Genomic DNA, 8,688 nt, shown 5'->3' with positions numbered 1-8,688 from the left:
CCCTGCTGCGGCCCGGCGGGCACCCCCACACCACCCCAGACGCCCTCGACCAGCACCAGGCGCCCGCCGGGCCGCAGCAGGGAGCGCCAGTGCCCGAGCACCTCCGCCGGGTCTCCCAGCGTCCACACCACATGCCGGGCCAGCACGACGTCGAACCGCCGCTCCCCCACCGGCGGGCGGGCCGCGTCGCCGACCAGCACCTCTGCCCCGGTCCCGGCGAGTTTTACGCGGGCGAGCTCCGCCATCTCCGGCGAGAGATCGACCCCCGTCACCCGGTGCCCCTGCTCGGCGGCGAGCAGCGCGAGGCTTCCCGTACCGCATCCGAGGTCGAGCACATCGGACGGCTCCCCCGGCAGCCAGCCTTTCAGCCGCACCGCCCATGCCGCCCGCACCCCGGCATCGCGCAGCCCGTGGTCGGGCTCCTCGTCGAACGTGGCAGCCTCTGCGTCCCAGTTGATCGTCATGACACCGATCCTCGCAGCCACCACTGACAATCGCCCCGACCGTCAGAGCCGCTTGCGGTAGTGGAAGCGGTCGTAGACGCCGGTGACGGTCCGCTCCACGAACTCGTAGCCGAAGTAGCCGTACAGCTTCTGGTTCTCCCACATCATCGCGTTCGTCAGCAGCCGCACCTCAGGCAGCCCGAGCTCCCGCGCACGCTCCTCGACGAACTCCAGAAGCCGCCGCCCGACGCCCGTGCCCTTCGCCTCGGGGCTGACCGAGATCGAGTCCAGATAGAGGTGGTCCGCCTCGGGGACGAGCACCAGGACGCCCACGACCGGATCACCGGTGACGAAGACCCGGCCCGCCGCCACATTCGCCGCGTGATCGGCCTCCATGGGCGCGGGTACGACGCCGATGCGTTCGATGTAGTGGTGGTAGGCCGCGTCGGTCACGGCCTTCACCGCTGCCGTGTCGCTCTCCACCGCAAGGCGTACGTCGTCGTTCATGGACCCACATTAACGACCGCTGAGTGCTTCCTTAAGGCGACCGTAAGGATCTCCATCACCCCGTCCCAGCAGGCCATTTCGCTGTTTCGGGCGGCTAGCGTGCTGATCTCCCCACACCCTCTCAAGGAGAACGACACGATGACCGTTCGTCGCATGGCCGCCGCACTCACCGCCCTCGGTGTCGCCCCCCTCGCGCTGACCGCTCTTGCCGCAGCGCCGGCAGCCGCCCATGGGTCGATGACGGACCCGGTCAGCCGGGTCGCGGGCTGTTACGCGGAGGGCCCCGAGAGCCCCACGTCGGCGGCGTGCAAGGCGGCGGTCGCGGCCAGCGGGTCCCAGGCGTTCTACGACTGGAACGCGGTCAACATGGCCAACGCCGCCGGCAATTCGAAGCAGCTCATCCCCGACGGCAAGCTGTGCAGCGCGGGCAACGACAAGTACCAGGGCCTCGACCTGGCCCGCGCCGACTGGCCCGCCAGCAAGCTCTCCGCGGGCAGCCACACCTTCCGCTACAAGGGCACCGCACCGCACAAGGGCTCCTTCGAGCTGTACATCACCAAGGACAGCTACGACCCGTCGAAGCCGCTGAAGTGGTCGGACCTGGAGTCGACGCCCTTCGTGGACGTCACCGACCCGAAGATGGAGAACGGCGACTACGTCTTCGACGGCACCATCCCCAAGAAGTCCGGCCGTCACCTCATCTACTCGATCTGGCAGCGCTCGGACTCCCCCGAGGCCTTCTACACCTGCTCCGACGTGGTCTTCGGCCAGGACACCGGCTCTGCGGGCGGCTCCGGCACGGGCGCAGGCACCACCCCCGAGCCGTCCGCATCCGCCCCCTCCGACCAGGAGATCGCGGCGGGCTCGGACAAGTCCACCGTCCACCACGACCACTCGGCGACGCCCGCGGCGGACGCCAACCAGCCGGAGGCGGACAGCGCCTCCTCACCCGCGGCGGCCCCCGGCTCTGACGCGTCCCCGGCCGGCGGCGAGAACCTTGCCGAGACCGGTGGCAGTTCCGCCACCTCGTACCTGACGATCGGCGGTGCCGGCGCCCTCGCGATCGGCGCCGCGCTGCTCTTCGCCAACCTCCGCCGCAAGGCGGTCCCGGCGGGCGGCCGTCACAGCCGCTGATCCCGTACGGCCTGTACGGACTGCACGGCGCCCCTTTCCCCACAAGGGGGCGCCGTGCGCTCTCAGCCGACGACCGACGCGCAGGTGGTGGTGGTCGCGTGCGCCGGGTCGAGCGAGTTCGCCACCTCGTGGAAGGCGATCCGGTCGACGGTCCCGATCGTCACGTGCTCGGAGACGTCGACGCCGCACTTGTCCTGGAGCAGGACGTTGGTGACGTCCGGGCCTGCCAGGAACTGGCTGCGGTACGGGGTGACCACCTCGTCGTAGCGGGTCGCGATGACGGTGTAGCGCACCCCGGGGACGGTGTCGCCGCCCGCGTTGAGCTTGGTGATGAACGGAGAGCCAGCCACCTGGTCGGAGAGCCCTGGGGCTCCCTTCTTCAGGATGTCGGCCGCTCCGGGGAAGTAGGGCAGCAGATTGGCGAGACCGCTCAGGGTGGTGCCGTGGTTGTCGGGGGCCAGACCCGTCAGCGAGTTCACCTTGGCGGCCCCGCCCAGGAACTTCAGGTAGTAGCGGGGCATCATGCCGCCCTGCGAGTGGCCGACGAGGTCGGCCTTGGGGGTGCCGGTGGCGTTCAGCACCGTATCGACGAAGGTGCTCAGCTGTGCGGCCGACTGGTCGATGGGGCCGAGGCCGTTGAAGAGCGGTACGCCCGGCAGCCGGCCGTAGTCGAGGGAGAAGACGCAGTATCCGCGGTTGACCAGGTACGGGGCGAGCGCGAGCCAGTTGTCGACACTGTTCCCGAAGGTGCCGTGGACGAGGACGACGGGGCGCGGATGGGTGGCGGAGGGCCGGCAGGAGTAGTTGTTCCAGCCGGCGGAGGGTGCGGCGGCGGTCGCCGGGGCGGCGGGCAGTGCGGCGGTGGCCGCCAGGGCCAGCAGCAGCGCCGACAGCGGTCTCAGGGCACGATTTTTCCAGGGCAGCATCGGGCGGTCTCCTTGCGGCTCAAGGGAGTTGCGATGTCTGTACGCCCTGCGGCCCGGACCACGGGTGTGATGTGCTCACGCCAAATTACGCGCCAGTAATACGCGGGGGGAAGCTACGCGTCAGTAAAGAACTGATGGAGGGTCAGCCATTCGGCCCACCCGCTCTGCACGATCGCCGCACGCCCCGGAGTGTGGGGGCATGACTTTCGTCGACGAGGTGAAGAGCGCCGTCACCCCACGGGCCGCGCTGCTCGTGATCGGTGTGCTCGTACTGCAGCTGTTGTTCATCACGTCCTATGTGGGCGCTCTGCACAACCCCAAGCCGAATGACGTTGCCTTCGGAGTGGTCGCGCCCGCCCAGGCCGCGCCACAGCTCGTCGCCCAGCTGGGGAAGCTCCCCGGTGACCCGCTGGACCCGCGTGCCGTCAAGGACGAGGCCGAGGCCCGCCGCCAGATCATGAACCGCGACATCGACGGCGCGCTCATCGTCGACCCCCGGAGCACCACCGACACCCTCCTGGTCGCGTCGGGCGGCGGCACCGTACTGGCGCAGGCCCTCACCAAGCTCGCCTACCAGGTCGACAAGGCCCAGCAGCGCACGGTGAAGCCGGTCGACATCGCCCCCGCCTCCAACCAGGACTTCGACGGGCTCTCCGCCTTCTACCTGGTCGTCGGCTGGTGCGTCGGCGGCTATCTCTGCGCCTCGATCCTGGCGATCAGCGCAGGCTCCCGGGCCGCCAACCGCGACCGCGCGGCGATCAGGCTCGGTTCCATGGCGCTCTACTCGATCGCGAGCGGCCTCGGCGGCGCCGTCATCGTGGGCCCGATCCTGGGCGCACTGCCCGGCTCCATCCTGGGGCTCTGGGGGCTCGGGGCGCTGGTGGTCTTCGCGGTCGGTGCGATCACGCTCGCCCTGCAGGCGCTCACCGGCATCGTGGGCATCGGTCTGGCCGTCCTGGTGATCGTCGTCGCGGGCAATCCGAGCGCGGGCGGCGCCTTCCCGCTGCCGATGCTGCCGCCGTTCTGGCAGGCGATCGGGCCCGCGCTGCCACCGGGTGCAGGCACCTGGGTGGCACGCTCCATCGCGTACTTCAAGGGCAACGCGGTCACCGGACCGCTCCTGGTGCTCTCGGCGTGGGCGGTGGTGGGCACCGTCATCACCCTGGTCATGTCCTCCCTGCGTAAGGGCAAGAAGGACACCGGCACCTCCACTGGCACCTCCACCTCCACGGATGAGATCGCCGCATGAACTTCCCGCACCGATCGGGCCCGGCCGAGCAGGCGGTCTCCGTCAAGCGGATGGAGCCCACCGCGCAGGCCCAGCTGGGGCCGCTCGGTCTGACCGGCTTCATCGTCGTGACCACCATCGCGACCGGTATCGACGCGGGCATCTTCCCCGAGAAGCTGGCGGGCTCCGAGCTGCCGCTGGTGGGCTTCTTCATCGGCGGGCTCGCGCAGCTGCTCGCCGGTCTCTTCCAGGCGCAGCGCGGTGACACCTGGCACGCCACGGTCTTCGGCGGCTTCGGGCTCTTCTGGATGGCGAAGGGGCTGATGCTCCAGTGGGTGCTGCCGACCGTCGACCCCGCTCTGCGCGGCGACACGATGGGGCTGTTCACGCTGCCCTGGGTGTTCGTGGTGTTCGTCCTGTGGCTGGGCAGTCTGCGGATCCACCTGGCACTGCTGTCCACCTTCACCTGTGTGCTCGTGGTGTTCGTGGCGATGACCTGCAATGGCTTCACCGGTGAGGTGATCTGGAACCGGGTCGCGGGCTGGGCGGGGCTCTCCGCGGCGGCGGGCGCCCTGTATCTGCTGGCCGGTCAGATCCTGGCGTCGACCTGGGGCCGGCCGGTGCTGCCGATGGGGCGGTTCGTGGCGCCGGAGTTGCCGGAGGCGTAGGGCTCGGTACGTACAGAAAAGGGCCGCCCGGCGCACCGGGCGGCCCTCTCTGCTGGCCGGGGGTCGGACTACTTGCCGTAGTACGCCCGGGTCATGAGCTGCTTCATGTCGTCGATCATCGGCATCCGCGGGTTGGCGGGCGCGCACTGGTCTGCGTAGGCGTTCATCGCCTGCTGCGGGAGTGCCTCGATGAAGGCCGCCTCGTCGACGCCCTCCTCCTGGAAGGAGGCGGGGATGCCGCACTTGACGCGGAGCTCCTCGATGGCGCGGGCGTAGGACTCCACGCCCTGCTCGGGGGTCGCGGCCTCCAGTCCGAGCATCTTGGCGATCTCCTGGAAGCGCTCCGGGGCCCGGTAGACCTCGGCCTTCGGCCACGGGGTGGCCTTGCCGCTGACCTGGCCGTTGTGGCGTACGACGTGCGGCAGGAGCAGCGCGTTGGTGCGGCCGTGGGCGACGTGGAAGGTATTGCCGAGGGTGTGCGCCATGGCGTGCACCAGGCCGAGGAAGGCATTGGCGAAGGCCATGCCGGCGACGGTCGAGGCGTTGTGCATCTTCTCGCGGGCCTCGGGGTCGCCCGCGCCGTCGACGACGCAGCGCTCCAGGTTCTCGAAGATGAGCTTGATGGCCTGGAGGCAGAGACCGTCGGTGTAGTCGTTGGCGTAGACGGAGACGTACGCCTCGGTGGCGTGGGTCAGTGCGTCGAAGCCGGAGTCGGCGGTGACGGTGGCGGGGAGGCCCATCGGGAAGACGGGGTCGACGATCGCCACGTTCGGGGTCAGCGCGTAGTCGGCGAGCGGGTACTTCTGGGCGGCCGCGGGGTCGGAGATGACCGCGAAGGGGGTGACCTCCGAGCCGGTGCCCGAGGTGGTCGGGACGGCGACGAGCTGGGCCTTCTCCCCCAGTGAGGGGAACTTGTAGGCGCGCTTGCGGATGTCGAAGAACTTCTCCTTGGTGTCCGCGAACTCGATCTCGGGGTGCTCGTACATCAGCCACATGATCTTGGCCGCGTCCATCGCCGAGCCGCCGCCGAGCGCGATGATCGTGTCCGGCTCGAAGTCCCGCATCATCGCGGCGCCGCTCCGCACGGTCGCCAGTTCCGGATTGGGCTCGACGTTGTCGATGACCTGGAGGACGATCCTGCCCTCGCGGGCGTTCAGGATGTCCGTGACCTTCTGTACGAAGCCCAGCTTGCCCATGGTCTTGTCGGTGACCAGCGTGACGCGCTTCAGCCCGTCCATCTCGCCGAGGTAGCGGATGGAGTTGCGCTCGAAGTAGATCTTCGGCGGGACCTTGAACCACTGCATGTTGGTGTTGCGCCGTCCGATCCGCTTGATGTTGACCAGGTTGACCGCGGTGACGTTGTTGGAGACCGAGTTGTGGCCGTACGAGCCGCAGCCGAGGGTCAGCGAGGGGAGGAAGGAGTTGTAGACGTCGCCGATGCCGCCGAAGGTGGAGGGGGCGTTGACGATGATGCGGACCGCCTTCACACGCCTGCCGAACTCCTCGGCCAGTTCCTCGTCCTCGGTGTGGATGGCGGCGCTGTGCCCGAGGCCGTTGAACTCGACCATCTGCGCGGAGAGCCGGAGACCCTGCTCGGTGGAACCGGCCTTCAGGGCGGCCAGGATCGGGGACAGCTTCTCGCGGGTCAGCGGCTCGTTGGTGCCGACCTCGGCGCACTCGGCGACGAGGATCGCGGTGTCCGCGGGGACCTCGAAGCCGGCCTGCTCGGCGATCCACTGGGGGGACCTGCCGACGACCGAGGCGTTCAGCTTGCCGCCCGCGCAGTCCGCGGCGAAGGCCGTCGTACCGAAGACGAAGTCCTCCAGCTTGGTCTTCTCGGCGGCCGTGACGACGTACGCGCCGAGCCGCTGCAGCTCCGCGATCCCCTGCTCATACACCTCGGTGTCGAAGATGACGGCCTGCTCGGACGCACAGATCATGCCGTGGTCGAAGGACTTGGAGAGCACGATGTCGTGGACGGCGCGCTGCAGTTTGCCGCTCCTGGTGACGTACGCGGGGACATTGCCCGCGCCGACTCCGAGCGCCGGCTTGCCGCACGAGTACGCGGCCTTGACCATGGCGTTCCCGCCGGTGGCCAGGATCGTGGAGACGCCCGCGTGGTTCATCAGCAGGCCGGTGGCCTCCATCGAGGGCTCCTCGATCCACTGCACGCAGTGCTCAGGGGCCCCGGCGGCGACCGCCGCGTCGCGGACGATGCGGGCGGCCTCGGCGGAGCACTTCTGCGCGGAGGGGTGGAAGGCGAAGACGATCGGGTTACGGGTCTTCAGCGCGATCAGCGCCTTGAATACGGTGGTCGAGGTCGGGTTGGTCACCGGGGTCATGGCGCAGATGACGCCGACCGGCTCGGCGATCTCGGTGATGCCGTTCAGCTCGTCGCGGCTGATGACGCCGACGGTCTTCAGCCCGGCCATGGAGTTGGTGACGTGCTCACAGGCGAAGAGGTTCTTGACGGCCTTGTCCTCGAAGACCCCGCGGCCGGTCTCTTCGACGGCGAGCTTCGCGAGCTCGCCGTGGAGGCTCAGTGCGGCCAGCGAGGCTTTCTTGACGATGTGGTCGACCTGCTCCTGGGTGAACGACCCGAACCCGTCGAGCGCCTCCAGCGCCCCTTCGACCAGTCCGTCCACCATCTCGTTGACCGCCATAGCAGGTTCTCCTTCGGCGCGCTCTCTTCGCTGATACCTCCATGGGACTGCTTTACCGGTGCCTTATGGGCCCGATAAAGCCCCCAGTCGAGGGGCCGAAGGTCCCCGTGCGGACGGCGAAGGGCCCGGCTCGTCCGACGAGGGACGGGCCGGGCCCGAAGGTGGAACAGGCGATCAGCCGATCGTCGCCCCGAAGGCCGCCAGTGCCGCGGGCACCGGCTGGAAGAAGGTCTCCCCGCCGGAGGTGCAGTCGCCGCTGCCGCCCGAGGTCAGTCCGATCGCGGTGTCGCCCGCGAAGAGCGAGCCGCCGCTGTCGCCGGGCTCGGCGCAGACATCGGTCTGGATGAGCCCGTTGACGATGTCGCCGTTGCCGTAGTTCACGGTGGCGTCGAGGCCGGTGACCGTACCGCCGTGCACCTGGGTGGTGGAGCCGCTGCGCTTGACCGCCATGCCGACGGTGGCCTCGCCCGCCTTGGTGATCGCCTGGGTGGAGCCGTTGTAGAGGTTCACCTCGCTCGGGTGCGCCGTGCCGGAGGTGTACTTCACCAGGCCGTAGTCGTGGCCGGGGAAGTCGGAGGCGGCGTTGGCGCCGATCTCGGAGCCGCCCTGGGAGTCGGACCAGCTGGTGATGGCCTCGGTGCAGTGTCCGGCCGTGATGAAGTACGGCTCACCGCCCTTGACGACGTTGAAGCCGAGCGAGCAGCGGCCGCCCGAGCCCCAGATCGCGTCGCCGCCGCCGATCAGCGGCTTGAACTCCCCCGCGCTCTTCTTCAGTACGGCCGTGGAGCCGAGGCCCTTCACCACACCGCTGAGCCTGGTGAGCTCGGCGCCGGACACGGTCCGGTCCGCGGTGACGACCATCTTGTTGCTGACCGGGTCGATCGCCCACGACGTACCGCCGATGGAGGCCTTGTCGGTGAGCGTCTGCCGGGCGCTCGTGAGCTCCTTGAGCGAGTTCTGGACGATTCTCGCCCGGCAGACGCTCACCGACAAGGCCTCCATCGGCGGTACGTCGTGGGCGATCGACCCGGTCAGCAACAAGATGGTCGTCACCGCGGACCGGACCGTGTCCGGCGCCGAGCTCACCAGGCTCAGCGGTGTGGTGAAGGGCCTCGGCTC

9 protein-coding genes are annotated in these 8,688 nt (G+C 69.3%); 4 read left to right on the top strand and 5 right to left on the bottom strand.

Features of this window, described 5'->3' with window-relative positions; translation table 11 throughout:
• Together J0695_RS30035 and J0695_RS30030 are read right to left on the bottom strand one after the other, a co-directional pair.
• Positions 1-464 (bottom strand): class I SAM-dependent methyltransferase (locus tag J0695_RS30035; protein WP_206967315.1); only part of this gene is annotated, 464 nt, incomplete at its 3' end.
• Between the two features lie 42 nt (positions 465-506).
• Entirely contained in the window at positions 507-950 is a 444-nt protein-coding gene (locus tag J0695_RS30030) for a GNAT family N-acetyltransferase (RefSeq protein WP_206967313.1), read from the bottom strand.
• A gap of 138 nt (positions 951-1,088) precedes the next feature.
• On the opposite strand from J0695_RS30030, the gene J0695_RS30025 reads away from it, so the two are divergent.
• A complete protein-coding gene (locus J0695_RS30025) occupies positions 1,089-2,084 on the top strand; it encodes a lytic polysaccharide monooxygenase auxiliary activity family 9 protein (RefSeq protein ID WP_206967311.1) in 996 nt (331 codons plus the stop codon).
• 62 nt (positions 2,085-2,146) lie between these two features.
• Here the strand turns inward: J0695_RS30025 and J0695_RS30020 are convergent, their stop codons facing one another.
• Positions 2,147-3,010: an esterase/lipase family protein gene (locus J0695_RS30020; protein ID WP_206967309.1), complete on the bottom strand. Its 864-nt coding sequence runs from the start codon at positions 3,008-3,010 to the stop codon at positions 2,147-2,149.
• 199 nt (positions 3,011-3,209) lie between these two features.
• On the opposite strand from J0695_RS30020, the gene J0695_RS30015 reads away from it, so the two are divergent.
• Together J0695_RS30015 and J0695_RS30010 are read left to right on the top strand one after the other, a co-directional pair.
• Positions 3,210-4,259, top strand: coding sequence for a DUF3533 domain-containing protein (locus J0695_RS30015; RefSeq protein ID WP_206967307.1), 1,050 nt, complete (start codon positions 3,210-3,212; stop codon positions 4,257-4,259).
• Positions 4,256-4,906 carry an acetate uptake transporter gene (locus J0695_RS30010; RefSeq protein WP_206967305.1) on the top strand — a complete coding sequence of 217 codons (651 nt, stop codon included), beginning with the start codon at positions 4,256-4,258 and terminating at the stop codon, positions 4,904-4,906. Before J0695_RS30015 ends, J0695_RS30010 begins: the two co-directional genes overlap by 4 nt.
• A gap of 68 nt (positions 4,907-4,974) precedes the next feature.
• Here J0695_RS30010 and adhE read toward each other — a convergent pair whose 3' ends face one another.
• A complete protein-coding gene (gene adhE / locus J0695_RS30005; protein WP_206967303.1) occupies positions 4,975-7,569 on the bottom strand; it encodes a bifunctional acetaldehyde-CoA/alcohol dehydrogenase in 2,595 nt (864 codons plus the stop codon).
• 174 nt (positions 7,570-7,743) lie between these two features.
• Entirely contained in the window at positions 7,744-8,556 is an 813-nt protein-coding gene (locus J0695_RS30000) for a S1 family peptidase (protein ID WP_505383616.1), read from the bottom strand.
• Here J0695_RS30000 and J0695_RS44245 point away from each other — a divergent pair.
• Positions 8,471-8,688: S1 family peptidase (locus tag J0695_RS44245; RefSeq protein ID WP_242553380.1), on the top strand; the 218-nt coding region annotated here is incomplete at its 3' end. The genes J0695_RS30000 and J0695_RS44245 overlap by 86 nt on opposite strands.

The organism is Streptomyces beijiangensis (assembly GCF_017315755.1).
Classification (GTDB): domain Bacteria; phylum Actinomycetota; class Actinomycetes; order Streptomycetales; family Streptomycetaceae; genus Streptomyces; species Streptomyces beijiangensis.
The sequence above is the reverse complement of the archived record's forward strand: the minus strand, read 5'-3'. Positions and strand labels throughout refer to the sequence as shown.

Bases quoted from the DNA above. Each gene is read 5' to 3' on its own strand.
- J0695_RS30030 (WP_206967313.1), bottom strand. From the start codon at position 950: ATGAACGACGACGTACGCCTTGCGGTGGAGAGCGACACGGCAGCGGTG.
- J0695_RS30025 (WP_206967311.1), top strand. From the start codon at position 1,089: ATGACCGTTCGTCGCATGGCCGCCGCACTCACCGCCCTCGGTGTCGCC.
- J0695_RS30020 (WP_206967309.1), bottom strand. From the start codon at position 3,010: ATGCTGCCCTGGAAAAATCGTGCCCTGAGACCGCTGTCGGCGCTGCTG.
- J0695_RS30015 (WP_206967307.1), top strand. From the start codon at position 3,210: ATGACTTTCGTCGACGAGGTGAAGAGCGCCGTCACCCCACGGGCCGCG.
- J0695_RS30010 (WP_206967305.1), top strand. From the start codon at position 4,256: ATGAACTTCCCGCACCGATCGGGCCCGGCCGAGCAGGCGGTCTCCGTC.
- adhE (WP_206967303.1), bottom strand. From the start codon at position 7,569: ATGGCGGTCAACGAGATGGTGGACGGACTGGTCGAAGGGGCGCTGGAG.